The 25,202-nt window shown below is 43.7% G+C and carries 26 protein-coding genes and 1 pseudogene; 18 read left to right on the plus strand and 9 right to left on the minus strand.

Features of this window, described 5'->3' with window-relative positions:
- Positions 1 to 13: 13 nt before the first annotated feature.
- From FD723_RS43415 to FD723_RS33885, 4 genes are all read right to left on the minus strand, one after another.
- Positions 14 to 415: a hypothetical protein gene (locus tag FD723_RS43415; protein WP_256875246.1), complete on the minus strand. Its 402-nt coding sequence runs from the start codon at positions 413 to 415 to the stop codon at positions 14 to 16.
- A complete protein-coding gene (locus FD723_RS33875; RefSeq protein WP_256875247.1) occupies positions 399 to 1,550 on the minus strand; it encodes a hypothetical protein in 1,152 nt (383 codons plus the stop codon). The genes FD723_RS43415 and FD723_RS33875 overlap by 17 nt, the downstream gene beginning before the upstream one ends.
- Before the next feature lie 220 nt (positions 1,551 to 1,770).
- Positions 1,771 to 3,378, minus strand: coding sequence for a hypothetical protein (locus FD723_RS33880; protein WP_179069781.1), 1,608 nt, complete (start codon positions 3,376 to 3,378; stop codon positions 1,771 to 1,773).
- Between the two features lie 467 nt (positions 3,379 to 3,845).
- The gene (locus FD723_RS33885; RefSeq protein ID WP_100903988.1) at positions 3,846 to 4,058 is read right to left on the minus strand and encodes a hypothetical protein; all 213 of its coding nucleotides are present in this window, start codon (positions 4,056 to 4,058) and stop codon (positions 3,846 to 3,848) included.
- A 223-nt stretch (positions 4,059 to 4,281) separates the two neighbouring features.
- Here FD723_RS33885 and FD723_RS33890 point away from each other — a divergent pair, with 223 nt between their 5' ends.
- The 13 genes from FD723_RS33890 to FD723_RS33950 all read left to right on the plus strand — a co-directional run bounded on the left by FD723_RS33890 (position 4,282) and on the right by FD723_RS33950 (position 17,365).
- On the plus strand, positions 4,282 to 4,884 hold the full coding sequence (locus FD723_RS33890; protein WP_179069633.1) for a hypothetical protein: 603 nt from the start codon (positions 4,282 to 4,284) through the stop codon (positions 4,882 to 4,884).
- Between the two features lie 255 nt (positions 4,885 to 5,139).
- Positions 5,140 to 5,472, plus strand: coding sequence for a hypothetical protein (locus FD723_RS33895; RefSeq protein WP_179069634.1), 333 nt, complete (start codon positions 5,140 to 5,142; stop codon positions 5,470 to 5,472).
- A 21-nt stretch (positions 5,473 to 5,493) separates the two neighbouring features.
- Complete coding sequence (locus FD723_RS33900) at positions 5,494 to 5,820, plus strand: hypothetical protein (protein WP_179069635.1); 327 nt, start codon at positions 5,494 to 5,496, stop codon at positions 5,818 to 5,820.
- Positions 5,813 to 6,028 (plus strand): hypothetical protein, encoded by a 216-nt coding sequence (locus tag FD723_RS33905; protein WP_256875248.1) that lies wholly within the window; start codon positions 5,813 to 5,815, stop codon positions 6,026 to 6,028. Before FD723_RS33900 ends, FD723_RS33905 begins: the two co-directional genes overlap by 8 nt.
- Before the next feature lie 44 nt (positions 6,029 to 6,072).
- Positions 6,073 to 6,834 (plus strand): hypothetical protein, encoded by a 762-nt coding sequence (locus tag FD723_RS33910; RefSeq protein ID WP_179069636.1) that lies wholly within the window; start codon positions 6,073 to 6,075, stop codon positions 6,832 to 6,834.
- A gap of 120 nt (positions 6,835 to 6,954) precedes the next feature.
- A complete protein-coding gene (locus tag FD723_RS33915) occupies positions 6,955 to 7,344 on the plus strand; it encodes a hypothetical protein (RefSeq protein ID WP_179069637.1) in 390 nt (129 codons plus the stop codon).
- A 40-nt stretch (positions 7,345 to 7,384) separates the two neighbouring features.
- A complete protein-coding gene (locus FD723_RS33920; RefSeq protein WP_179069638.1) occupies positions 7,385 to 8,563 on the plus strand; it encodes an RNA-guided endonuclease TnpB family protein in 1,179 nt (392 codons plus the stop codon).
- Positions 8,564 to 8,775: 212 nt separating this feature from the next.
- Positions 8,776 to 9,156 carry a hypothetical protein gene (locus FD723_RS33925; protein WP_179069639.1) on the plus strand — a complete coding sequence of 127 codons (381 nt, stop codon included), beginning with the start codon at positions 8,776 to 8,778 and terminating at the stop codon, positions 9,154 to 9,156.
- A gap of 6 nt (positions 9,157 to 9,162) precedes the next feature.
- On the plus strand, positions 9,163 to 10,083 hold the full coding sequence (locus FD723_RS33930; RefSeq protein ID WP_179069640.1) for a hypothetical protein: 921 nt from the start codon (positions 9,163 to 9,165) through the stop codon (positions 10,081 to 10,083).
- A 127-nt stretch (positions 10,084 to 10,210) separates the two neighbouring features.
- A complete protein-coding gene (locus tag FD723_RS33935; RefSeq protein ID WP_179069641.1) occupies positions 10,211 to 14,884 on the plus strand; it encodes a caspase family protein in 4,674 nt (1,557 codons plus the stop codon).
- Positions 14,885 to 14,902: 18 nt separating this feature from the next.
- Positions 14,903 to 16,615 (plus strand): strawberry notch C-terminal domain-containing protein, encoded by a 1,713-nt coding sequence (locus FD723_RS33940; RefSeq protein WP_256875249.1) that lies wholly within the window; start codon positions 14,903 to 14,905, stop codon positions 16,613 to 16,615.
- Between the two features lie 238 nt (positions 16,616 to 16,853).
- Positions 16,854 to 17,045, plus strand: coding sequence for a hypothetical protein (locus FD723_RS33945; RefSeq protein ID WP_179069642.1), 192 nt, complete (start codon positions 16,854 to 16,856; stop codon positions 17,043 to 17,045).
- A 146-nt stretch (positions 17,046 to 17,191) separates the two neighbouring features.
- Complete coding sequence (locus FD723_RS33950; RefSeq protein ID WP_179069643.1) at positions 17,192 to 17,365, plus strand: hypothetical protein; 174 nt, start codon at positions 17,192 to 17,194, stop codon at positions 17,363 to 17,365.
- A gap of 8 nt (positions 17,366 to 17,373) precedes the next feature.
- Here the strand turns inward: FD723_RS33950 and FD723_RS33955 are convergent.
- From FD723_RS33955 to FD723_RS33965, 3 genes and pseudogenes are all read right to left on the minus strand, one after another.
- A pseudogene (locus FD723_RS33955) lies at positions 17,374 to 17,457 on the minus strand (HU family DNA-binding protein); the annotation flags it as partial.
- Positions 17,450 to 18,331 (minus strand): aldo/keto reductase family oxidoreductase, encoded by an 882-nt coding sequence (locus tag FD723_RS33960; RefSeq protein ID WP_179069644.1) that lies wholly within the window; start codon positions 18,329 to 18,331, stop codon positions 17,450 to 17,452. The gene FD723_RS33960 and the pseudogene FD723_RS33955, both read right to left, overlap by 8 nt.
- Positions 18,332 to 18,461: 130 nt before the next feature.
- Positions 18,462 to 19,421 (minus strand): NADP-dependent oxidoreductase, encoded by a 960-nt coding sequence (locus FD723_RS33965; protein ID WP_256875250.1) that lies wholly within the window; start codon positions 19,419 to 19,421, stop codon positions 18,462 to 18,464.
- A gap of 175 nt (positions 19,422 to 19,596) precedes the next feature.
- On the opposite strand from FD723_RS33965, the gene FD723_RS33970 reads away from it, so the two are divergent.
- Positions 19,597 to 20,508: an AraC family transcriptional regulator gene (locus FD723_RS33970; RefSeq protein WP_179069784.1), complete on the plus strand. Its 912-nt coding sequence runs from the start codon at positions 19,597 to 19,599 to the stop codon at positions 20,506 to 20,508.
- Between the two features lie 145 nt (positions 20,509 to 20,653).
- Here the strand turns inward: FD723_RS33970 and FD723_RS33975 are convergent, their stop codons facing one another.
- Positions 20,654 to 21,790 (minus strand): ParB/RepB/Spo0J family partition protein, encoded by a 1,137-nt coding sequence (locus tag FD723_RS33975; RefSeq protein ID WP_179069645.1) that lies wholly within the window; start codon positions 21,788 to 21,790, stop codon positions 20,654 to 20,656.
- Positions 21,791 to 21,792: 2 nt separating this feature from the next.
- The gene (locus FD723_RS33980) at positions 21,793 to 22,605 is read right to left on the minus strand and encodes a ParA family protein (RefSeq protein ID WP_179069646.1); all 813 of its coding nucleotides are present in this window, start codon (positions 22,603 to 22,605) and stop codon (positions 21,793 to 21,795) included.
- A 131-nt stretch (positions 22,606 to 22,736) separates the two neighbouring features.
- Here FD723_RS33980 and FD723_RS33985 point away from each other — a divergent pair, with 131 nt between their 5' ends.
- From FD723_RS33985 to FD723_RS34000, 4 genes are all read left to right on the plus strand, one after another.
- Entirely contained in the window at positions 22,737 to 23,258 is a 522-nt protein-coding gene (locus FD723_RS33985) for a hypothetical protein (RefSeq protein ID WP_179069647.1), read from the plus strand.
- Positions 23,259 to 23,309: 51 nt separating this feature from the next.
- Entirely contained in the window at positions 23,310 to 23,513 is a 204-nt protein-coding gene (locus FD723_RS33990; protein ID WP_179069359.1) for a hypothetical protein, read from the plus strand.
- A gap of 418 nt (positions 23,514 to 23,931) precedes the next feature.
- Entirely contained in the window at positions 23,932 to 24,891 is a 960-nt protein-coding gene (locus FD723_RS33995) for a ParM/StbA family protein (RefSeq protein WP_179069648.1), read from the plus strand.
- Positions 24,892 to 24,896: 5 nt separating this feature from the next.
- Entirely contained in the window at positions 24,897 to 25,187 is a 291-nt protein-coding gene (locus tag FD723_RS34000; protein ID WP_179069649.1) for a hypothetical protein, read from the plus strand.
- Positions 25,188 to 25,202 lie beyond the last annotated feature (15 nt).

Raw genomic sequence — 25,202 nt, forward strand, 5'->3', positions numbered from 1 at the left:
GGCTTCTGGTGAATTAACGCCAATCCTTGTTCGGAGTGCTTCCTTCAAAGTCAGCGATCGTGCTATTGCTCCCAGTATTAAGCAACACGCCATCAACAATCGCAATCCCCCACTGCGGAAACTTCGCCAGCAATTTCTTGATCACAATCTGCAAAGCCGGATCATCCTTCCAGCATTGTTGGAGGAAGTCAAAACCAGGATTTTTCCCAACCAGAGAACCCATTTTCAGTTTCTCCATTCGCAATAGTCTAGTCTTGGATCTAATGGCGATGTCTTCTCTACGAGACGCTCCGCGAACAGCAGTAAACAACGCCTCATACCAATTCGCAATTCGCAATTCGCAATTAAAAAACTTAGATGCAGCGAAGCTTTCACGTCTTACATCTGTATCAGATTTTTCATGAAATGGTATCACTAGATTTTTGCACCTGATAATTGACCACAGATATATTCCACTGCTTCTCAAACTTGCTGATTGTTGCCCTCATACTGGCATAATACTTGCTGTCTAGCAAATATTGAATTACCCACAATGGAGGGCATTCTCCAACGTTTGCTCTATCCAACCATTCAAATATCTCACTTTGATTTAATGACACGGGCGCGGCGGAACAAGTACCTTCATGAGAGATTGTAGGCTCAACACCACAATCCTCATTTTCAGCCAACAAAGAAGCAGAGGGACGACTCGGTTCTATTTTTTGATGTGCGATCGCTTCCTTAGAAGAAAATTCATTTTGAGCGACGGGCGCGGCGGAAGAATCGCCTCCATGAGAGACTACCGCCTCATCGCCACAATCCTGCTTTTCAGCCAACAACAAAGCAGATTCTCCCTGTACAGCTTCCACTAGCGCCAGCGTCGTACAGTCCGTTACCGCAGGTAACTCTTCCTCCAACTCTTTCACGCTTTCAACAGTCTGAGGCGAAGCGCCCCCCAAGGGCGCATGAGCCGTCTCCTCTTCATCTGAATTTCCTGTAAGCGTGTCAGAGACACACCTAACGAACTCTTTTGTAGAGTTCGTTAGGTGTTCCTGAACAGTTCGTGAGGGTTCACAGAACCCTTTCTCTGACTGACTTTGATCTGAAATAGATGCTTCATACAAAGCACCCATTTCTTCAGAGCCAGCATCTTTGTCTGAAATCTCAGCATTTGATTCTTGTTTTGTAGAATCTGGTTCCTGATTTTCAGCATTGGGTTTCTCCCAGAACTCCTTCATTCTGCTGCCGTGCAAATTCCTTACCATCCAGCTAGCAGTTTCTCGTCCATCCTGAATCGACTTGTCTGGTTTGAAAATGAACAGTCCACTTTCGGAGAGAATTTTCTTTGCAGAGATAAAAGTACTGTACCCCATCCCAGTAGAAAGAGGCATCCACCGAGAACCATAGGGGTCAGCCGTCCAACACTCCTGCCATAGCTGATTGACTGAAGGCTTTTGTTGCGATGCCCACAGCATATCTTGAATCGGAATAATCACATGAAGCCGCTTATACGGTGATTGTGCTTTAGCAGCAGCCTTTTTGAGCTTGGGTTTTGTGATGGTTGCGGTCATTTTACAATCTCCTGTTTATGTTGACGCACGGAAATTTCCCCCACTGTGATGCAGAGTTTGGTTTGCTATTTATCGGTCTTAAAAGTTATCAGTACATTTAGCAGTACAACTAGCTACATTGTTATAATCGTGTTGTTGTCTACCGTTTGCGGCGGAGACACTTTTCATAGGGTGATTGCACAGTTTTTAACTAAGCAATCGCTCTAATCAACAACTTCACCTACTCTTTTTCCGGTTGCCAGAATCGCAATTCGTCTCGGAAATACCTATCAGTCTTTTTTGATTGCTCCTTCCAGCAATCCCAGGCAACCAAAAGTTCCTCGCCTAAATCCTCTACTACTTCACCCCTCTCTACATACAAAGTTCGGTAAGGGTCGGCGTGGGCAACGACAGAACCAACGCCAATAGTGCGCGGTTGAAGGGATGCGTTCTGGAGAGCAGTAATTAATTCTGTTTCTTGGGTGGTCAATTCCGCCCAATAATCCTGTTTAATCACCTCATACTCTTGGGCCACTGCCCAATAGTCCTGCCACATACACCCTGGTTTAGTTAGCACTGCCCTAATGTCGCTAACTGCTTGGGGCAACATTTCTAATTGCTCGGCTCGATATGCGATCGCAGTTGGTGTTGGCTCACTTCCCAGAATTATCGCCGCAGCTTCGAGCGCTTGGGTATTGTTCATAGCACTGGCGAGATTCTTCAACGCCATACCCATCAGCCGTAGACATTCTTGGGCGTTCTCCTTGGGGGGTTCTTGGGCCAGTGATCGCAAATCAATGGTTTTCTCTAACGCCTGTTTAACTTGCTTGTTCAAAACTTTGGTCGCTTGCTGGGTCATGGTATTCCCCCACTGTTGCGAAGGACGCTGCTCTACGGCGTTTTCCAAATCCTGAATACGCTGCCTAAGCTGTTGGTTCTCAGTCTCCAACTGCCGTAGGGATTCCATCTCATCTAGGCGTTGTTGCAACTGAATATTCTGCTCCCTCTGCTGCTTGTACAATTGCTGCAAGGATTGGATTTGTTCTTGTACCTGGGCTTCGGCTCTAGCATTAACTTCTGCTTGTAGCCCAATTCTCAATTCCTGCTCTAGACGCTCTAACTCCTGCTGGTGTTGCTCTTTGATTTGGGCGATCGCTTCCGTGTATTCTGGTGGATAATTTCGCTCTCTGGGAAAGGGAACGCTGGGGGCATCTAAATCGGTGTTGTTGATGAGCAGCCTCTCACCATCAGCAAAGGTAACAATCTGTTGCCAACGATTTGGTGCGTCTGCCTCAATCACTCCCGAATCCCCATAACGAGGGTGTGACTGTTGTGAAACTGTGACAATGGCTTTTTGAGGAACCACTGGTTCTTGAATTTTGGGAACCATTGGTTCCTGAGTAGATTGCTTTTTGCGTGGAAGTTGAGGAACCACAATATTTGCAGCAGCCGCAAAGTCTGATTCACCAGGGGACGGGTTATCTTTGAGAGCGATCGCTACAGCTTGTTTTAGTTTCTCTGGTTCCTTGACTAACCGTAGTAGTGGACGGGCCTGACGCTCATTTTTAATGTGTCCGCCCAACTCACCAACTGCGTCTATGACCTTTTTGGCTCCTAGCAGTTGGTTGATTCGTCGGTATCCGCCCCAGGCGTATAACTCACGCTGGCAGTATTCTTCAAAGTTTTTATATCCAGCTTGCAGATAAAGCTGCTGTTCTCGCATCTGGAGAATTTCATCTACCGCTTGCCACTCGAATCTGTCGATGGCGGTGAAGGTTTCCTGGATGCTGGTGTTGAGGTTGCTATAATCGAGTGCTGATGTTGTCTCGGAACGGTTTAGTGTCAGCATGGTTTTACCTATATGTGCTGCATACCGCGTAAAAAACTGCTTATATGGGCGAACGAAATTAGCCACTGTAGATGGTACAGGGCGATTTGATATTGTTTTATTGATCATGAACTGTGCAATTTGTGAGACTGACCAAAGAGCAATGTTTTTGAGGCACTAACTCAAGGGGTTTAGTTTTCTCCAAATTTTGAAAGGCACAAAACATATTTTGAGGTGTAGAGGAACTAGCTATACCCCCTGTTTACTACCTGTAGCCAACTGTTCTCACAGGTGGTACAGATGCGCCACTTCCATGTGGGATGTGACACTTTTACAGAATATGTTTGTTATCCCAAATGGTAGCACAGTATCATCACAAAAGATGCAACACCTTTAAAGCAGTAAACCCGCCTATTGGTTGGCGGGTTTTTCCTTGAGCATTTCTTTTAGTTTTTCTAGTAATTGCCTGAGAGATTCGTTCTCTTCTCTCAGGCGGCAGTTTCCCCCAATACTAACTCTTCTAATTTTGCGACTCTGTGCTTTAGCTCCACAATATCGCCAGACTCAGCTTTGTTACCCAGATATTGCTCAATTAAATCAAGCAGGACATCGGTAGCGTTCTTACCTTCTTCCTTGACCTTTTGGTAAAAAGCATCCTTCTTTTCTGGTGAAATCCTGATATTTAGCCTTGATTCAGTCATAGTACTTTCCTCTTTTCTTGATCAACGCTATCAGCGAAACCCTTGTATTAACAAGTGTACTCCCAAGTATTTATATTTTGTTATCCCAATGTATTGACAAATGGGATAACAGACAATATACTATATTTATAAGCCTAAACAAAAGACGACCGCCGCAGTCTGGAAAACGAAGCGATCGCCCTTTGTCAAAACCTAACCCAAAGCATGAGTCAGGAATATAATTATGACGCATTCAACCTATACAGAGCAAGCACCTCCAAGCTTCAATCTCAACACACTAATCACATTTGCTGATGCCCCTCGCAGAGATGAACAAGCCCTAGCCCAAGCAGAACTGTACACTTACCTCGAATCCCAATCCGAAGCTGTAGCGCCAACCAAAGACCCCCTAACATCTCGTGACCGTCGCATCATTGGCGAGATTATCGAAGTCCAACCCGAAACAGTGCGTACAATCTGGATTGAAGGCGGGATTACGGTATGGGTGCGGTTCATAAACGGTAGCTGCTTGCCTTTTGACCGAGACTGGTTCGCAAAAAGAGTTGCAGAGGTTAAAGCGACACTTCCAGAAACTCCATTGGAGCGCAATGAACGCCTCAGCGATGAATTAGAAGAAGCTTGTGTCAAGTTCAACCTGTGGCATCCCCAGATTGATTGGTTATCCTTCAGTACTAAACTTTACCGAAATAATCAGCTAGTAGGCTACATCGGTTGCAATTACCAAGGCTGGTATTCCAGACCCCGCACATACGGCATGAACAGATTCGCATCGAGTGCTTCAGAAACGATTACGTTTTTGGGAGTCCGACCAGCTGTAGCAGCATAACCACTGACTTGAAGAAGAATTCAGAAGTCGGAATTCAGGAGTCAGAATCAATGTTCGTTGGGGATTCAGACCCCAACCGATTGTAGATACCGTGCAGACGATAGGGTTTTAAACCCGTTTATTCATCCACCAGTCGCACAGAATTCAATTCTGAATTCTGGCTCCTGACTCCTGAATTCTGTTTGATAAAAAGGGCGATTGCACATCAAGACAATTGTAATCGCCTCTACAGTGTAATAGGTAACAAACATCACAATGGCATACACCACAGAAACTACGCCCTCTCTTCAAGTAGCCGAGTTGGATGATTCACTAGAGAAAATTTTTCTACCGCCAACAGACCCGAATGCAGAGATTATCGAAATCCCTGGTTACACACTCGTTTACGTCAATGGAGCCTGCCCCAAGAATTATCGGGTCTATAAAGGTCATTCAATGATTGGGGTAATATTTCAGCACATCACCCACTGGTCTAACGCTATGGATCAGATTCGGTACGCCCAAGCAGAAGAAGCAGCAGTTGGGTTGGATGACTTCATGGAAGTAGCAAAGAAATCCAGAGTTACAGATAAAGCCATAGCAGCATAGTTAACTTCACCAATTACAACCATGCAATCAACAATATCAATTCCACACGGTTGGAAATACCCTCGTTTTACTTTAGGACAACGTGCAGAACAAGGATTGATTATCGGCATCAAGTATTATCCAAGCGACAGTTTTTTAGCATACGAATATGGTGAAGGCTGGCGGTACATCGCCATGCCTGATATCAATTCTATTGATGAAGGAAATCACTTAGAGAACGAAATTAAATTACTGACACCACAGGAATTGAGAGCAGGAATTCAGGCTGAAATAGAAAAATGTCTACGCCAACTTGAACTGCTTAAGTACGAATTAAAAGCAATTCCTGGAGGCATAGCTAATGGCTAAACTGCCCAAAAACTGCTCTGACCTCACGGCTGCTAGCTTGCTGCTTTTCTTGCGCCGCTATGGTGGTTCTGCTCCTTTACACAGTATTAATTTTTCACGAACAGTAATCCAATCATTACTCGATAGAGAACTAGTAAGAGTGCAGAATACCAAACACGGTTTTTTGTTGACAATTACACAAGATTCTGACAAATTACCGACTCACTAAGCCCATTAACTCACTAAAACAAACGCAACAAATACAACACCATCATGGAAACCATCAAAATCAACAACAGCGTTTTTCTCATCCCACCCAGTCAACCTAAACTGCAAGCTAACTGCGCTAAGGAATATGGTCAATTCTTACTCGATTGCCCTCCAAAACTCACGATTTTAGAAGCACAAGCCGGAGGATATCTCAAGGGTAACAAGGCAGACTTTGCGATTGCCATCTCACGGCCTGACCGCTTACTCACAATCAACGAAAACTTTACCAACGAACCCTTTACTGAACTGTGGGTTATTCCTGTAACTGGTGGGTTAAAAGACCAGTTCAAAGGGCCAGCCTCAATGCTGCTTTGTTTTTTAATGCACCGCCGTAGCAAGGACTCGTTTGCTGCACTTTACAATCACTTCGCCCATCGTGCTTTTCAATCGTGGTGTGAAGAGGGAATGGCGGGAGATCCGAAAGAGTTTTGTTATAGCGCGATCGCTAGCGTACTCAAAAACTACATCTTCTGCGCCGAGTTTCAGAAAGTGGAAGGTGCGCTGGGAACGTATTGGTTTATTCAATGGTCGTACCGCAACCCGGAGTCGGACTTTGAAAAGGACGCTTTAGTTGCAGCAGAGATGATTCGCTCTGGTGCGGAGTCGGGGGCAACATTGCACTGGGTAACTAATGAGACTTATGAAAGATGGGCAGAGAACGCAAATAAGACGGCTTTAACACTGCCATCTGTGTCTGAAACTGAAGCCAGAGCATCTCTACAACCACAGAATCAGCAGGTATTACCACAGGGTAAGAAGCATTGACACAAGGTTGTCTAGATTATGGGGCGGGTGTTGGGCTGCAAAAGTAAAGACCCCGCCCCGGAGAAAGAAATCAAGCAAGTCACTCTAAATATTTCTACCAGCAATTCTGGAGGTTAACAAATGAAGAAAAAATGGACTCCCCAAGAGTTAGAAATTCTTGATGAAATGTCTGAAGCTTATACACCTAAACAGATAGCATACAGACTCAGAAGACGAGGCTATCATCGCACAACTTTAGCTGTTCATAAAAAGCTCTATGCGTTGGGTTATTCTGCACGTCCCACTCTCGACAATTATAGTTGTAGCCAAATTGCTCAAGCTCTTTCATTGAACCCCTGTACTGTAGCTAAATGGGTAAAACGAGGCTGGCTCAAAGCTATTCGGCGTTCTGCGACAAATTACCTCGTTAAGAGTCGGGATTTAAAACGGTTTTTCAAGAATCCTCCACATTCTATTAAAAAGCGGATTTTGAGGATAGATCCGCAGATTATTAGGTATTTAGTGGGGTAGCTAAACAGTATTTAAGTCTAAAGCAGAGGAGTTTTTAACAATGCGAATAACCTACCAGTACCGTTTACGTCTAACTCAAAAACAAATAGACACATTTGAACACTGGCTCGAATTATGCCGTCGCCAGTACAATTACAGGTTGGCAGAAAGGTTTAACTGGTGGGAACAAAACCGTTGTGATGTTAACCGATGCTCTATAGTTTGTTGCAGCATTGCACCGTTGAAAGACCAACCAAATCGTTGGTCACAACAAAAGGATTTAGCTAATACTAAAGCTCTATTTCCTGAGTATAAAGAACTTCCTTTGCATACATTACAAAATGTAATTGCAAGAGTTGATAAAACTTACACTCGATGGTTGATAGGTGATAAAAATGGTAAAAAGTCTGGTCGTCCTAGATTCAAAGGTAAAGGGCGTTATCGTTCTTTAACTTTCCCCGATCCAATTAAGCCTGAACACATTCAAGATAAGTTTATTCAGTTGCCTAAAATTGGAAAGGTAAAAGCAATATTGCACCGCCCCATACCTGACGATTTTAAAATAAAAACTGCTACTATCACGCGTAAAGCTGACGGCTGGTATATCGGACTTAGTTTAGAAGATATGACTGTGCCTAGCCTTAAAACTGATGCCATACCTACACCAGATAACACAGTGGGTATTGACATGGGCCTTAAGTTTTTCTTAGTAACCAGTGACGGTGAAGAAGTTGCTATTCCCCAGTATTACCGCAAATCACAAAAACGCCTGAAACGCCTGCAACGTCAGTTGTCTCGTAAACAAAAAGGGTCAAAACGTAGAGCATTAGCAGTAAAACGAGTTGCCAAGCTGCATCAAAAAGTAGCCAACCAACGCAGAGATTTTCATTACAAAACTGCCCTATGGTTATTGTCTAAGGGATACAAATTTATTGCTTATGAACATTTAAATATCATAGGTCTAGCTAGATCGCGACGATCGCGACTAGCCAAATCAATTCTTGATGCAGGGTGGGGTCAATTTTTGGCAATCGCTAGTCTCAAAGCTGCAAACGCTGGAGGCGCAGGATTGCCACAAAACTCACATAAATCAACCATTGAATGTTCTGATTGTGGTCAAGATGTACCAAAAACACTGGCTGACCGATGGCACAATTGCCAGTGTGGTGCAAGCTACGACCGTGACCACAACGCAGCACGAAATATAAAACATAGGGCGGTGGGGCATCGCGTCCTTTAAAGCTCAGTTAATGTCCGACCCATTGGGGGGAGTCGCTGAGAAGCTCAGGTTGTCCCAAAAGGCAATACTGGGAGTATGTCACGGCGTGGAGTATGAGACTTTGGAAATTTGTACAGTGACAAATTAGATGGTTTGGAAAATTAACTCTGCTTGTCTATCTCAGTGTATAACTAGAAAAATAGTTATTAACTCTACATCATGAGGTTTCAGTTGTGGTGTTTGAACCTGAAGACGTTCTAGAGGGTTGTCGGTCGATTCGTCCTTATTTGGGAGAACTTTTAGGAAATGATGCGGTTCAAGTAGATAACCAATTGGCTGAACTTTTAGCGCAAGCTCAAGCAGGGCAACCAGCAGAACAGCAGATTTTAGAAATCCTAAAAAGTTACCCAGATACACGCAATTGGATAGCAGAGTTTCTGAGTGAGAAACAAGTATCAAAAGGTTTTGAGCCGCTTCCAGGTCAAGGTCAAGCAATATCTAGTCAAAAGTATATCTGCCCTCAAGGAGACTACGTTTGGTATCGCCGAGTTACTGGGGTAGCAATTCCAACCTGTCCTACTCATGGTGTAGAGTTAACACCTGCAACTCACTAAAAATATATGCCAACCAAATTTTTAGAAAGTCTTGGTGGAAAACTAGCAGAAAACTGGGCTGCAAATATACTGACACCAGCCTTTGTCTTTTGGCTAGGGGGACTACTTGCTTGGGTTTGGCGTTTTGGTCGAAAACACTTGGAAGATTGGTTCAAACAGCAACCAGAATCTTTGCTAATTGCTGTTCTGGTAAGTGGTTTACTAATAATTGCTGTCTCAGCTTTTGTAGTTCAAAGGTTTGATTTACCTGTTTTGAGATTTTTAGAAGGCTATTGGTTTGCTTGGTTACAGCCTTTAAGACGTTGGATGATACACCGACAAGAGCAAGACTTTAAACGAAAAGATAAGCGATGGCAAGCTCTGGCTGATAAACAAAATAAACAAGTTCTGACTAACGAGGAATTAGCCGAATATGTCATGCTAGATGGACAACTTATGCAGTTTCCATCTCAGCTTGATAGATTAATGCCTACAAAGTTAGGCAATATTCTCAGAGCAGCTGAAAGCCGCCCTTACGATAAGTATGGACTCGATGCCGTAATTTGCTGGTCTCGCCTTTGGTTAGTATTACCCGATGGAGTCAAGAAAGAACTACAGGAAGCAAGGTCAAGTTTGAACACAGCAGCCCGTTTTTGGCTTTGGAGTTTGCTATTTATCGTCTGGGTTGTTTGGGCTTGGTGGGCTGTTCCTATTGGGTTATTCGGAGTTATATTTGCTTATTACTGGGCAGTTGATGCCGCAAGTGTTTACTGTAGCTTGCTGGAATCCGCTTTTGATTTATATCGCTTAGAACTTTATAAATTCCTTCGCTGGCCCATACCGATAAATCCTAAGCAAGAACAAGAGTTTGGCAAGCAATTAACGAATTATTTGTTGCGGGGTTCCGATCGGGACAACCCAATATTTACACCACTAAAAGACAAGTGATTGTTTTGAATGGAGATATTTAGCAAAGAAAGTTTACTTAGTTATTGTCTGGGAAAAGATGCGTAGAATAAAAAACTAGCTAAAATATGAATAATTTTCCAGAATTTCACTAAAAAGTCGCATATTAATGAGTAGAGATGCTTTAGTTGTTGGCATTAATCAGTACAATTTTTCAGGATTGTCAACTTTGCGATCACCTGCATTAGATGCAGAAATGATCGCCAAGCGACTGAGTGAAGCTGGAAACTTTCATGTCAAACGATTGCCGCAATTCCTAGATCCGTTTGAAGATAATGCACCACGAATCTCACCAAAACAGGAAGTCAAGCTGGCAGATTTAAAGGATGCTTTAGAAGAATTATTTTATCCCGAAGGTCAGAGCATTCCTGATTCAGCCCTGTTTTATTTTTCTGGGCATGGTCTTCGCACAGGTCGGCGAATTAAAGAAGGTTTTCTAGCTACCAGTGATACTAATCCTGATGCCGGAAACTGGGGACTAAGCTTAAAGTGGTTACGCGAGTTATTAAAAGAAAGCCCAGTAAGACAGCAAATTATTTGGTTAGACTGTTGTTTTAGTGGTGAACTCCTCAATTTTACCGAAGCTGATCCAGGTGAACGTGGCAATACACGCGATCGCTGTTTCATTGCTGCTTCCAGAGAATTTGAGCCAGCCTATGAAAACGTGGGTGGAGTAAGTAGTGTATTAACTAACGCAATTTTGCGAGGATTTAACTTGGCTAATGTATCTAACCAATGGGTTACGAACGAAACATTAGTGGCATTCTTGCGAGAAGAATTAAAAACCGCATCCCAAAAATTCATCTCTAATAACTTGGGGTGTATTAATATCATTTGCAAAACAGAAATAACCAATAAACAAGATATTCAAGCTGCTGCACCAACTGCCAATCAACGAAATAAAACAGCTAAATTAGCAGAACAGTTACGAGCTTGGTTTACTGCTTTACGCTATGACTTTGAACAGTATGAAATTAACAACGAAACTTATTTTGAGTGGATTATTAATATTATTAATCCCATAGGACGCAAGCGTTATAACCGAATTTTGGTACGCGGCATCACAGGAGAAGCTGAAATGAAAGATGTTGCCGCCTTGCGAAAGTCAGTCAATTCTCAAAGAACAGATATAGGTTGGCTCATTACAAACCGCCGTGTTAGTCGAGCTGCTAAAGATGAAGTGAGCAAGCAGGAAAACCAGGAATTGTTTTGCTATACCCTTGATGAGTTGCTGGATCGAGATGCCGATTTTAGCGGCTATCTCAACTGGCTGGAAGATGAAATTAAGCAACGAGGAATTGACCGCACCTATGTACCCTTAACTTGTACCAAAGAGGAATTTGATCCCATCTCAAAGCAGAAAATGGGCATTAGCTGTTATGGTGAGACTGATGGTTGGATTGATGGTTATGTTGATCGCTGGCTTGATGATCCTGCTAAAGAACACCTGTCCATTCTTGGTGAATTTGGTACTGGTAAAACTTGGTTTGGATTGCATTATGCCTGGACTGCTCTGCAACGCTATCGTGATGCTCAACGCCGGGGAGTAGAACGTCCACGTTTGCCGTTAGTTATTCCTTTACGGGATTATGCAAAAGCAGTCAGTGTAGAATCGCTATTTTCGGAGTTCTTTTTTCGTAAGCATGAAATTCCACTGCCTGGTTATTCTGCTTTTGAACAACTCAACCGCATGGGTAAAGTGCTGTTGATTTTCGATGGTTTTGATGAAATGGCAGCCAGAGTAAATCGCCAACAAATGATTAACAACTTCTGGGAACTAGCCAAAGTAGTAGTACCAGGGGCAAAGGTAATTCTTACCTGTCGCACCGAACATTTCCCAGAAGCCAAACAAGGCAGAGCTTTGCTAAGTGCAGAACTGCAAGCATCTACAATCAACTTGCCTTTAGAAACACCGCGCTTTGAAGTACTGGAATTAGAAAAATTTGATGACGAGCAAATTCGGCAGGTACTAGCGTTTCGTACTGAACCAGAGACTGTAAAAAGAGTAATGAATAATTCGACACTGCGGGATTTAGCACGTCGTCCCGTAATGACAGAACTTATTATAGAAGCCTTGCCAGAAATTGAGGCGGGTAAGCCAGTTGATATATCACGGGTATATTTATATGCTGTGCGGCACAAGATGGAGAGGGATATCAAAGCCGAACGCACTTTTACTTCATTGGCAGACAAACTCTACTTTCTATGTGAACTGTCGTGGGAAATGCTTTCTACAGACAAGATGAGCATGAACTACAAAGAATTTCCAGACCGCATTCGGAGTTTATTTGGTTTTGTAGTTCAGGAAGAAAAGAATTTGGACTACTGGCATTATGACATGATGGGGCAGACAATGCTGATTCGTAATGCCGAAGGTGACTACAGCCCAGCCCATCGTTCATTGCTGGAGTTTTTTGCTGCATACAAGCTAGTTGCAGAGTTAGGTGTTTTAGCTTCTGACTTTACAGAAATAGCTCAAACACAGTCCTGTTTGGACAATACTCTTCTAGCACGGGATTACACTTGGTCGGAATATTTTCACCGACTATGCAAAGAAGATGGGCAACCTCTTGCAATAGCACCACTAAAGTCATTTACCAACGCATCTTTAGAGAGATTATATAATTATTTGGGTAAGGCTCCCTTGGCAAAGGCTACGCTAGATTTAGCCATGCCTATGTTAGATAAGCAATTATTTCAACAACAGTTACTGTCACTAATTCACTTAACTCGTGGTAAAACCCAGGCTAAGGTAGGCTGTACAGGTGGAAATTTAGCGAAATTGCTATTGGAGGCAAATCCTTACGGGCTAGAGAAATGCGACCTTTGCGATACTGTCATTACAGACGTAAACTTTGCTAATGCCAGCTTGCGGTGGATAAATTTGATGGGAGCGGATCTCACCAACTCTTTATTTTCTCCAGTGCTAGGAACTGTCTGGTCGATAGCTTTTAGCCCAGATGGCAAAAAACTGGTGATTGGAGATGGAAAGGGTACTGTACAAGTTTGGGAAACATCATCTGGAAAGCTTTTACTGTTCCTCCAAGGGCATGAGTTTAGTGTCATGTCAGTGGCATTTTCCCCAGATGGTCAGTTCATTATCAGTGGCAGTCTTGACCAGACTTTAAGGCTTTGGGATTTAAATGGTAATTTAATCGGTCAACCTTTTATCGGACATGATGATTTGGTTATATCAGTAACATTTTCTTCCGATGGTCAATTCATCGCTAGTAGCAGTCAGGACAAAACCATACGATTATGGAATTTAAATGGTAGTTTAATCAGTCAACCTTTTATCGGACACGAAGATGCAGTCAATTCAGTAGCATTTTCTCCCGACAGCCAATACATCATCAGTGGCAGTGATGACAAAACATTACGATTGTGGGATTTAAACGGTAATTTGATTGGTCAACCCTTTATCGGCCATGAAAATGCAATTTATTCCGTGAAGTTCTCCCCCAACGGTCAGTGCATAATCAGTGGTAGCGGAGATGGAACATTACGGTTGTGGGATATTAATGGTCAGTCCATTGGTCAACCCTTTATCGGCCATGAAAAGGGAGTCTATTCAGTAGCGTTTTCCCCCAACGGTAAACTTATTGCTAGTGTCAGCAATGATAAGACAGCGCGATTGTGGGATTTGAATGGTAATCCTGTTGGACAACCTTTCATTGGGCATGAAGAGATACTTAGAACAGTGACATTTTCTCCAGATGGTCAGAATATTGTTACTGGTGGTTGGGACAATACAGTGCGATTATGGGATTTAGATGGTAATTCCCTTGGTCAATCCTTTGTTGGTTATGATTTGATTGTCTGGGAAGTTGGATTTTCGCCTAATGGTCAGCGCATTGTTGCCGGAAGTAAAGATAAAACTGTGCGTCTGTGGGATTTGAATGGTAATCCTGTTGGACAACCCTTCATTGGGCATGAAAATGTGGTTAGGTCTGTGGTCTTTTCTCCTAACGGTCAGCTAATTGTTAGTGGTAGTGATGACAAAACACTGCGGCTTTGGGATTTAAATGGTACTCTCATTGGTCAACCCTTTGTCGGACATGAAGATGTAGTAAGGTCTGTAGCTTTTTCTCCTAACGGTCAACTAATTGTTAGTGGCAGTTGGGATAAAACAGTCCGGCTTTGGGATTTAAATGGTACTCTCATTGGTCAACCCTTTGTCGGACATAATTCTGCAATTTTATCAGTGGCATTTTCCCCGGATGGCCAGCGAATTGTTACTAGTAGTGCAGATACGACCATACGGCTATGGGATGTGAATGGTAGTCCAATTGCTCAACCTTTCATGGGTCATCGCAGAGAAGTTTATTCAGTAGCATTTTCTCCCTGCGGACGACAAATTGTTAGTGGAAGTTGGGACAAAACAGTAAGGTTATGGGATGTAAATGGTAATCCGATTGGTCAACCTTTTATAGGTCATGATAGAGAAGTTTATTCAGTAGCATTTTCTCCCTGCGGACGACAAATTGTTAGTGGAAGTTGGGACAAAACAGTAAGGTTATGGGATGTAAATGGTAATCCGATTGGTCAACCCTTTATAGGACATCAAGAAAGAGTAATATCGGTAGGGTTTTCCCCAGACGGTCAACACATTGTCAGTAGCAGCAATGATGAAACCATCCGTATTTGGGAGGTAAAAACTGGCAAATGTTTACAGGTAATCAATTACAAATTGTGTGCAGGGTTGAATATCACAGGTGTAACAGGGCTAACTTCTGCACAGCGTGTAGCATTAAAACTGATGGGCGCAATTGATAATTCATAAGTCGAAGTGCTTTAGTATTTGATATCGATATTTGTAATTTTTGATAATTGCCTTGCCTTTGACGCTGATGGTTCTCCAGTTATCTCCCAAGAAGCTGTAGCCTTGAGAGATGCCTTAGTCGATAAGTTAGCATGTCTTGATCCAATCCCTGGTGCATTAGAACAATTGCTGTGGCATTTTGGTCACAAGCAAGTGGCTGAAGTTACGGGTCGTAGCAAGCGAGTTTTGAAAGATGATTCAGGGCGTTTGTTCGTTGATTCACGAGGTAGTGGGGCGAATATTGCTGAAACTGCTGCGTTTATGCAGGGTGAGAAACAAATCCTCATCTTCAGTGACGCTGGTGGGACAGGCAGAAGTTATCATGCCGATCTAAATGCTGCGAATCGTCGGCGGCGATCGCATTATTTGTTGGAAGCTGGCTGGAGAGCAGACAACGCAATCCAGGGGTTGGGGCGATCACATCGCACAAACCAAGCATCAGCACCCGTGTTCAGACCTGTTACCACTAACGTCATCGGTGAACGCCGCTTTATCTCAACCATTGCCCGAAGGCTGGATAGCTTGGGCGCTCTTACTCGTGGTCAACGGCAGACGGGTGGCAATGGGATATTTGATACAAAGGATAACCTTGAATCTCAGTATGCAGAGTATGCCTTGTACGAACTGTTCAAGCAAATATTTCAAGGTCGATTTTACGAAGTGTCTTTGGGGAAATTCGAGCAAATGACGGGTTTATCGCTGACTTCCCACGAAGGCGGGATGAAGATCGACTTGCCCCCATTGCGGCAATTCCTTAATCGGCTGCTGGCTTTACGCATCGATATGCAAAACATCATTTTCGAGCGTTTTGAGTTGTTGCTAAGTCAACAGATTGAAGCAGCGATCGCGGCTGGTGTCTATGAGATGGGTGTGGAAACTTTACGGGCTGAACGGTTTACTGTATTGAGCCAGGAAGCTGTATATACTCATGCTCAAACTGGTAGTGTCACCAATTACTTGAAAGTAGAACGCACCCAAAATAACCGCATCAAAACTACCGAAGAGATGTTGGAGTTCGCAACTCAATATCAAGGAAAGCTCATGATCAACTCCAAGTCAGGCAATGCTGCTGTGTCAATTCCAACACATAGTATATACGACTCTGAGGGTGGAGTTGTCCCAAGAGTTTTGCTGATTCGCCCACAGAAAGAAACTCGCGTACCAATTCAAGACTTGGAATCTTCCACATGGGGGCAAGTTTCTATTGATGCGTTTGCTGCTGCTTGGTCTACTGAAATAGACGCACTGCCTAAGTTCACAACCGATTACCTGCATTTGGTAACTGGTATTCTCCTACCCATCTGGAAAATACTACCACAGCAGAATAGTCGAGTATTCCGGTTGCAAACCAGCGATGGACAAAAGATTCTCGGTCGTGTGGTGAATGCTCAGGATATTCAAACCGTGCGCGAACAACTTGGACTAAGGAACCAGCTGCTTTCTCCAGAAGAACTTGTGAAGCTGGTACTCAACGAGAGATATACACAGCAGTTGCCGGGTGGCGTTACTTTACGGCGTTCTTATATTGCCACAGAACCTCGCATAGAACTGGTTAATGCTATCTCACTGGCAGAGCGACTCTTAGCTGTGGGTTGCTTCACCGAGATCATCAACTGGCAAAAGCGGGTATTCATTCCGGTTTCAGACAAAGCCCCAGCTATTCTAGCGGCTGTGATTGAAATCTTGGGATGATTCCCAACCTCAAAGACCCAGGTATTTAATCTGGGTCTTTTTTTCTCTCAAAAACTTACTTAAGATAGATTATTATTCATACTTAAGTTACTTGTAAAAAGTGCTAATGTTAAAAAAATTTCCAGAAGGTCTATAACTAGGCTTGATCTGTTAGTTTCACTTGAAACGTATTTATACTTATTCTCATTATGAGAACGGCTACTTTACTAATATTCAGCAAACGCGACTGCACATTAAAATGACTACCACCAAGATTCATTCAGTTGTCTGTATTCACTCTCGTGTTTTAGTCGTATTCTACACCCCAGGTACATGCTGGCAGTTTCGGATTATTAGCCCCGATGGAACAGTGTTTGGCGACTATCCGATTTACTATAGTGCTGAAGCAGCAGCAAAAGCTGGGCGTGATTCGATTTATCAAAAACGGTAAAGCCGTTAATTTATTCAGTGGCAACTGTTGGGAAGTTCAATGGAGCAGGCCATTGGTTGCGGCTTTGATCAGGGGCAATCGCATTCTTTTACAGTGAAGCACGTTGCCATACATATAGCCCTTCTCAGACAGGAGACGCTCCGAGAATGGGCATTACGAAGGTAGGTATTGGTGCAGCGATCGCGCTTTTTTTACATCTGCAATTCAACACTCCGTTCCCCCTACCGTTGCCCCACGCTGCCTTGAGAACTGCGATGGCTGCGCCAACGCGCCTGGGCAAACGCTACAGCTTTGCAATGATTGGATTGCTTGACCACTAGCAATTCATTTATGGTGCTACTTTTTCTTTGAACAGCTTCCCAGGAGAAAATGCAGGAACTTTGGTAGCTGGGATAGTCATTGGCTCATTCGTTAGGTACAGCGATCGAGTTAAGATCATTGACTGTTTGAGACGGAAGTTGCAAATCTGCGGCTTTGAGATTCTCGCGCAGATGCTCAACCGATGACGTTCCCGGAATCAGCAGGATGTTAGGCGCTCGTTGAAGCAGCCATGCTAGCGCGACCTGCATTGGTGTCGCCTGAAGAGAGCTTGCAGCGGCATCGAGCTTGGACGATTGCAACGGCGTGAATCCACCGAGGGGAAAGAACGGTACATACGCCACACCGCGCTGTGCGAGGTCGTCGATCAAGGCATCATCTTCGCGATGCGCTAAGTTGTACTGGTTCTGGACACACACAATCTCAGTCATCGCCTGAGCTTCCTCGAACTGTCGGGGAGTAATGTTGCTCAGTCCGATATGGCGGATGAGTCCCTGACGCTTCAAGTCAACTAGGGTGGTCAGTGGTTCTGCGATCGGCCCTTCGGACGGTGCTTGAGTACCTCCAACTCTGAGATTGACAATATCTAGCGCCTCAAGACCAAGATTTTGCAGGTTATCGTGAACGGCGGTGATCAGCTCTTGCCGCGAGAAAGCAGGTTGCCACGACTTATCCGCCGGACGACGCGCCCCTACCTTAGTGACAATCACCAAATTCTCAGGATAGGGGTGAAGCGCCTGACGAATAATTTGATTGGTGATGTGCGGACCATAGAAATCGCTAGTATCAATGTGATTGACACCGAGGGCGATCGCCTCACGGAGAACCGCAATGGCGGCATCCACGTCATGGGGCGGCCCAAACACTCCTGGCCCCGCGAGTTGCATTGCACCGTAACCCAGACGATTGAGAGCGATCGACGTGTTTGGCAGCGTGAAGCTGCCCCCTAGATTGGTTTGCTGAATCATATTGCTATTTCCTTCGAGTGCTAATTAGTTTTAGTAAAAAGAGTGAAGCCTATTCGATGTCAAAAGGAGGATTATTTCAGGCTGTATTTTCAGTACTCACAAAGATGCTGGTTGAGTCATGCTCACACTCTTATTGGCCGTTCACACGCAACACGATCTTGCCCAGATAATGCTGTTTCATCGCTGATTGCGCCTGCGCCGCCGCTTCGAGTGGAAACGTCTGCGCGATGTGAACTTGAAACTGGTCGATGCCGATCAATCGGTTGAGTTGATCGAACAACATCGGGTCAGCATTTGCCTTCTTGAGTTCCACACCGTCGGGCGCTTTGGGTTCGGGCATTATGCCGTTAGGAAAAGCAATGATTCCGCCCTGGCGCACCAAACTCAGCGTAGATTGAACGTTGTCACTGCCCACTAGCACCAACGCGGCATCGAAGCCATCGGGCGCAAATGCGCGGGCGCGTTGCCCAACGTCGTCGCCGTGTCCGTCCACCGCTTCATCAGCACCCAACTGCTTGACCAACTCCACACCGTCTGCGCCCGATGCAATGGCGAAAACGCTCGCGCCCATCCGCTTGGCGAGTTGCAGCGCGACGTGACCGACGCCACCGCTCGCGCCCCACAGGATCAATTTGGTTCCATCGCCCGTCAAGAGCGCCTTCAAATTACTTAGCGCCGTCAAACCAGCAATGGGCAATCCGCCTGCCATTAGCATATCAAGGCCATCGGGTATCGGCGCGACCGTTTTTTCGGAGACGACGACGTATTCTGCATAGCTACCGCCCTTGTCGTTCATAAAACTTTGGGCATAAACGCGATCGCCAACGGCGAAACGCTCGACACCATCGCCGACAGCAGTGATCGTGCCTGCACATTCGCCGCCCAGCACACGCGGAAAGTGAACTTCGTTATACACCAGTTCACCTTCACGCTCCATCACGTCCCAGACACCAACTCCGGCGACCTCAACGCGAATCAAAACTTCGCCCGTATCTACCGTAGGTACGGGTAAGGTGTGCAAAGTCAGCTTATCAAATCCGCCGAACTTGTCAACAGCCATTGCTTTCATCGGTTGGGAAGTGGTTTGCATTTCTTAGGTTCTCCGAATCGAACGCTTCTTTGATCGCTACAAGTTCAGCATAAGTTTGAAAAGCTTTTCTTGAAATACACAAACCTCGCTGATGATTGCCTAATTCTCCAAAGCAATCGTTTTAAGTGGTTCTATAATTGTCAAGAGTAAGGCATTGAGCGATCAAGTTCATAGCATGATTAAAATTTCTAATTCTGACGTGATTGCGAATCAGTACCAAGAACTCGCGACCTTGCTAATCAGGCACACCAAGGGTAATGGTTTGCATTCAACTGCGATCAATCAATTGAGCTTTGGGCGCTCCGATGCGATGTCTTCGGCAACCTACAGTGTTGATGAACCCCGCTTCACCCTGATCGTTCAAGGCAAGAAAGAAATGTTGCTGGGTGAGGAAACATATCCATACCACGCAGGGCAATATCAAGTCCTTTCGGTTGCTCTACCGATCAGTGGATGTGTGGTTGAGGCAACACCTGACAAGCCGTGTTTAATGCTGAAGTTGAGCTTAGACTTAGTGCAACTGTGTGATTTGGTTGCCCAGATGGGTTTTAGTTCAGCCAAGCAAGAGAACTCTGTCCGAGGTCTATGGGTTAGCAACGCCGATGCTACGTTGATGGAGTGTGTCCTTCGCCTAGTCAAGCTCTTAGAAACACCGCAAGACATCCCGATACTAGCACCGGTGATGCTGCGTGAACTCTATTACCGTCTGCTTGTCGGGGAACAAAGTAAAGCCGTGCGCCAAATTGCCACATCCGGCAGCAGTATGCAGCGCATTGCGTCAGCCATCCAACTGATCAAGGCGGAGTTTAACCAATCACTGCGGATCGAGGATTTAGCAAACCGGGTCAAGATGTCTGCTTCGTCGTTTCACCAGCATTTTAAGCAAGTGACCTCGATGAGTCCGATGCAATATCAAAAGCAGCTAAGACTGTTGGAAGCACGACGCCTAATGCTAACTGAAGATTTTGATGCAATTGCTACTGCTCACCAAGTGGGATATGAAAGTCCCTCACAGTTCAGCCGTGAATATTCTCGAATGTTTGGTGCGCCGCCAATTCAGGACATTCAACGTTTACGTACAGCATAACCCTGTTTTGTCACTCTAAGAAAATAAAAATCAGAGCCGAATTTTCAACTGTATAGCCAACGGTGTACTCGCTATCCCACATTATATTCGTGCATCTAATTACTAAAACAGTGACAATTAGTTAGCAGAGGGTAGCGACCAATCTTTAATTTTGTTTTAGTACTTTTTCAATTTCTATTAATTTGTGACGTAAGACTTCCTGTAATTCTGTTAATTCAGCAGGGTTAGCTTGCTTGAGCAACTCTAAAGAGAGTTGTTGCAAACGATTAGATGCTTGGGATACTGCTTTTTTCTTAGTATTTTTGGTTACTGCTAGCTTAGACTCAGATGCTATCACTTCAGCTACTAATTTTCGAGTAGCAACAACAGACAACTTTTCTACTATTACTTTGTGCGTAGTCTCTTCCCTAATAGATTTTGCTTTTTGTTCACTCAATCCCAAATTTTTTGCGGAAAGTTTTTGTAGAGCCAATGCATGAACACCTTTAAGTCCTGCTCTTATAGCAAGTTTTAGGTCTTCTGCTAAAGATAGCATCGGAAAAATATTGGCATCGATAGAAGCAGGATTTAGCTGTAAATCTAACAGTAGGCTTAAGATTGCTCGTTCTGAGTCGCTTAAATCTAACGACTCTAGTTCTTGTTCTTGTTTTTTTGCATCTGCTGTTATTAAGTCCACCAGCGATGTTATACGTTTTTGACTATTCAAACGTCGTATTACTGTTGAAAGAATACGCGGAATATCTTGAAGTTCTAATCCAATAATTGTAGACAATTCACGCGCGATCGCCTCGGCTTTATCCAAAGGATTAAGGTCTTCTCGATGTAGAGAAGTTAGTAGTGCTTTACGATGTAAACCAGTCGGTTCTGGAATAATAACTGCTTCTAAGGTTTGCCAACCTAAAGCTTTAGCACTGCGCCAGCGTCGCTCTCCGTCAAATATTAATAGATGATTCTCTCTTTGAATCAGAATAACTGGTTGTAACTGTCCATCACTAGCTAAAGAGCGAGACATAGATTCAAGACTTTCAGTTAAAAATGTTTGTCTAGGTTGTTCTATATTTGGCTCTATTTGCTCGATAGGAATTGACAAAATACCTATTTGTGACTGAAGTTGTGTTCGCAACTCTTCCAATTGTCTTTCCAACTCGCCAGAATTTTTGTCACGAAGTTCTTCAATCTCTGCTCTTAATTGCTGTATTTCTTGCTCTGCTTCAGATAATTGCTGAGATTGCTTCGCACCTGAAAAATAATTTGTAAGATTAGTAGTGTTACGAGCGCACATAATTATTTTGTCTTTTTAGTTGTCTTAGGTTTTCCAATTAAAGTCACAAGATGAGAAGTAGTTTCTTTAAAATCATCCTTAGCAGGATGACTAGGACGGTAAATATGCAATGGTAAACCTTGACCACTGGCATTGACAAATTCTGCGCTATCACGGATTGCTGGAAATGCTCGAATCTTCATGTGTTGCAACTGTTCAGGTAATCCTGCAAGCATCTGTCTATGAGTACTTCTGCGAACATCATATTGATTGGGAACAAATCCTAAAATTTCTGGAGTTGGGTTTAAACGCAAGTATTTGCAATGATAGTAGTACCATTCCAATAAATGTGCTGCTCCTTGAATTGATTTTGGTTCTAGCTGTACGGGGATAATAATATGTGTACAAGCGGCTAGAGCCATTAAAGGTAAAGGGCCAAGGGTAGCTGGGCAATCAAAAATAACTACATCGTGTACTAGTGGATAATCTGTTAAACAGTCGGCTAAAAGGTAGGCTCCTCTTTTATGTAGCACAAGTTCATCTGCTGTTTGGGTTAATACCATTCCCCCTTGGCATACGACAACATTATTGGTGTACTGCCTCCAGCAAGGAGTTAATGGCCAAACACCGTCAAATTTATCTTTGAGAACTCCTGCTAAAGTCTGTTCTGGTTCTGGTGGATTCAAACCACAGAATAATGTTAATGAGCCTTGTGGGTCGAGGTCTAGTAGGGCTACATTGTACTTGCGTTTTGCTAGGTCGTAAGCTAAATGAACTGAAAGTGTAGTCTTACCACTGCCTCCAGCGTTGCTAATCACAGCTAGTCGAATTTGCATGGCTTCACTTTGAGTGCTATTTCCGAATCATATATTATGACGTTGAGATCATATATCAATATATGATCCAAATAATTACTTGTCTTTCTTATTGTGTCTTCCATTTAAGATAGTTTATTAAAGAAGGTTTTATGGCAGGCATCATGAAATCTACCAAACGACCACCCAAACCACAACAACCAAAGCTCAAACACCCAAGTTCAAAACCAGAACACATCCCCGCCACTAATCAGTCAGAGGGAGAGTCACTAAATGTAACTGATGAGCCAATAGAGTTGACCGAAGATGCACAGGAGGCGATTAACATTACTCTTCTCAGCGATCGCAGTAGTGCTGATAACTCGTCGCAGCCATCCCAAGGACAGCGAACTTCTAAACCCTATGTTGAAAACTCAGAATATTCAGAGCGGTTTCAGCATGTAAGATTCATAGACTGCGACAAAGCAGTGAGGCAGATTATATTTGAGTGCAGAAACTGCCAACAGGGCATACTTTGTAAATTTACGGGTGAGCCTGTAGTTGGAGAATATAACGGGCGACCTTCAATCATCCAAATTAAGGTTAAGTGCCCCAACTGTGAGCAAACGGCGATTAGATTGAGTACAGGAGAAGTGGTTTCAACAACAGCGATTCCTTCACCTTGGCAGCAATGATGGCACACACCCTCTTCAAGAGTGATTAGTAAGAGATATTAACGATTGATAATGCAAAAGCTGAGATTTTTACCCTCAATAATAACTGCACTAACGGCACTGACATTAACTAGTTGCAGTACTACTACTGCTGAACAGTATGAAGCTACAGCACTCACCAGTTACACCTGGCAAGCTAAGTATGCGAATAACCTAAAATTGACTTTGGGTGTGAATGATAATTCAGTTGAGAAAGCTGAACCTGTTAGCAAGTAGTGACCCACTCGTTACGTATTCAGCAAGAAGTTAAAGATCAAGACTGAATTGCTTTTCAACAAAAAATTGACATTAAAGTATAAATCAAAGAGTCAACGATGATCTAATTTAATTTCTGCTGCGTTGATAAAAAAGATTTCAAAAATTCCTTTTGGGGGCTATATGGGGGCTATATATACCCCAACAATAGATCGGGACTTTGGGGATATTTTGACACCTATATAGGGTATATATAGGTGCTAAATGGGGTATATTTGACTGATTAACATTTTGTACCCCATTTAGCCCCCAAGGGGTTATGATAAGCTCTTGAGATTAGGAAAGAAGGGGGAAGTTATTTTATTCTTCTTTCTCTTGCCCTTGCAGATCACTTGAACAGATAATTTTCACTTTCTCAAAGTGTATTACTTTTGTATTTATGTCAAACATTCACACGTTGCAAAAAATTTTTCCTGCGGGTTTCGATAACGGTTACGGAAGTCTCAAACTTTTAGTCGAAGGGTTTGAAGTAGTTCGTGTGCCGAGCTATATAACCAATGCCGAGATGGAAGATGTTCCAGGGCGTGTAGTTTTTAACGGCACTGCTTACACAGTCGGAGAGTCTGCTTACCGGACAGGGAATTATTTTGACCGCAACACAGACAATAATGAAAATAAAGTAAATAATGCGTTGTTGACTTTGTTGGGTGCATTGGCACATCTCCCACACCGTAAGGCTTGGCACTTAAAATTAGTCGTCAGCTTACATGATGTTGGTCTGGCTGAAGAATTGCAAAAAGTACTAAACGGAGAATATCAGCCAATACTTGCTGGCAAACAATCAGACGTGAAGATCGAAGTGCTGAAAGTTGTACTAGAAGGGATGGGTGCATTGTTTGGACATCCACTACCGAAAAAATTAACCATTTTAGACTTTGGCAATGGTACGACCCTGTATTCTCGTTACAACCGGGGTCAACGAGAAGTTCACACTGCTTACCCTATAGGTGTAGAAGTTCTCATCGATGATATCTCCCAAAAGATGAAGCATTTGAATGGCGGGAAAATCGGAGATCCATCCAAAATCCGATTTTGTTTGGAAATGGGGCATACCCGATACAGCCGTGACATCGATATTAAAGATATATACAGTGCTTCTTTAAAAGATTGGTATGAAAAATACTTGAAGAAAGTGGTGAATCTCACATTGGATGCCAAGCACCAAGGTGATGAAATCTGGGCGATAGGTGGAGGCTGCCTTTTACCAGGATTTAAAAAATTGTTAGAGAAGAACGGTTTCAAGATTCTCGACAATCCGGTGGAAGCCAATGTCTTTGGGCTTTTAGAGATGGCAAAAGCCATCAGCAGCAAGAATCCAGCATCTACATCTATTAAGTGATCGCAATGGCAGACAAACTTGACTTAACCCCAGAAAAAGTTCGGATCAAAGATAGCTACCGAGAGCGGATATTTGCAGAATCACAGCAACTAGGCAAGAGTTACCTGGAGACGCTTTACTTTATCATTGATTGTTATTTTGCTTTCAGAAAGGGTGCATTTCCCACACAACAAGTAGCTTTCACGCCAATTAATACTGAAGATAACAAACTCTCTTCAAGGACTGCAACTCCATTTGCAGAGGAGGAAGAAGAAGATTCTGATGGAGAAACATTCAGCCTTGATTTTGATTTGTAACGGGAATGTATTGGC

The sequence above is a fragment of the Nostoc sp. C052 genome, assembly GCF_013393905.1.
Classification (GTDB): Bacteria; Cyanobacteriota; Cyanobacteriia; order Cyanobacteriales; family Nostocaceae; genus Nostoc.